At 34.8% G+C, this 1,396-nt stretch carries 2 protein-coding genes and 1 pseudogene; all 3 read left to right on the top strand.

Annotated features, from left to right (window positions below; genetic code table 11):
* Positions 1–906, top strand: a 906-nt coding sequence (locus ACRCJ0_RS14155) for a heavy metal translocating P-type ATPase (protein ID WP_431390866.1), incomplete at its 5' end; no start/stop codon positions are given.
* A 63-nt stretch (positions 907–969) separates the two neighbouring features.
* Entirely contained in the window at positions 970–1,206 is a 237-nt protein-coding gene (locus tag ACRCJ0_RS14150; RefSeq protein ID WP_026466407.1) for a heavy-metal-associated domain-containing protein, read from the top strand.
* A 1-nt stretch (position 1,207) separates the two neighbouring features.
* Positions 1,208–1,396 (top strand): annotated as a pseudogene (locus tag ACRCJ0_RS14145) (Dps family protein); the annotation flags it as partial.

The following is a 1,396-nucleotide window of genomic DNA, read 5'->3' as shown; positions in this document are numbered from 1 at the left end:
TTAACTGAAGGAAAGCCTGAAGTGGGCGAATTTGTTTACTATGGAAATAATCAAGAGGAGGATTTGTCTCTACTATTCTCGGTTGAAAGGGAATCTGATCATCCCTTAGCAGACGCTATTACGAATAAGTTAGCGCAATATAAACTACGACCTGTAGAGCGTACACAGGTTATAAAAGGTGGGGGCATAATTGCTCACGTTGATGGACACGTCGTTGCAGTAGGGAATAAACACTTAATGGAACAAGAAAGGATATCACTATCTGCTGATGTGCTTAAAAAATTAGATACATTAGAAAGAGACGGTAGTTCAATTGTATTAACAGCAGTTGATCATCAGTTAATGATTTTAATGGGAATCCGTGACCAGGTTCGACCAGGTGTTAAACGAGACCTACAAAAATTGAAATCACTTGGTGTTAAAAATCTCATTGTATTATCAGGGGATAATCAAGGTACTGTTAATTTAGTTAAAAAGGAGCTAGGATTAACCGAGGCCCATGGCGATATGCTGCCTGAGGATAAGCAGTCATTTCTAAAAGAAAGACAGTCTACTGGTGAAATTGTTGCGTTTATTGGTGATGGTGTGAATGATAGCCCCTCTCTAGCTACTGCAGAAGTAGGGATAGCTATGGGAAATGGAACAGATGCAGCCATTGAAAGTTCAGATATTGTTTTGATGAATTCCAATTTTAATCGTCTCCCCCATGCTTTAGGTTTAGCTAAAGGGACATATGCGAATATGCGACAAAATATTCTTATTGCTGTTGGTGTGGTGATAATATTGCTCTTTAGTTTAATATTCAGTGAATGGATGTCTATGTCAATTGGTATGTTAGTTCACGAGGCAAGTATTTTGGTTGTTATTTTAAATGCAATGAGATTAAGAGGATATCAATTAAAATAATTGATCTGTATCAATTATTTTAAAAAAAATACCTTATATAATTTATTTAAAGGAGTGATAGATATGACTAAAGCAACATTAAAATTAGAAACATTAACTTGTCCATCATGTTTACAAAAAATTGAAAGTGGGTTAAAGCAAACTGCTGGTGTAGAAAAGGATTCTGTAAAAGTGCTGTTCAATGCAAGTAAGGTAAAAGTGGATTTTGATGAAGAACAAGTCAATTTGAGCACAATTGAAAATGTTATTGAAAACTTAGGATATTCCGTTATTAGTTCAAAAGTGAAGGAAGGTATATAAAATGACAACAGTAAATGAAAGACAAGAAAAATTAGCTGCTGAACAAGCCTATAAAGAACACATTCACCATACCAAGATTAATGCTGCAGCTGTTACAGATCATATACTGGCCAATATTCATACCTTACATGTAAAATTACATCAATATCACTGGTATGTAAAAGGGGCAAATTTCTATTCATTGCATGAG

The sequence above is a fragment of the Aerococcus sp. L_32 genome (assembly GCF_050689315.1).
This window is presented reverse-complemented; position numbering and strand designations above follow the sequence as displayed.

Bases quoted from the DNA above. Each gene is read 5' to 3' on its own strand.
- ACRCJ0_RS14150 (WP_026466407.1), top strand. From the start codon at position 970: ATGACTAAAGCAACATTAAAATTAGAAACATTAACTTGTCCATCATGT.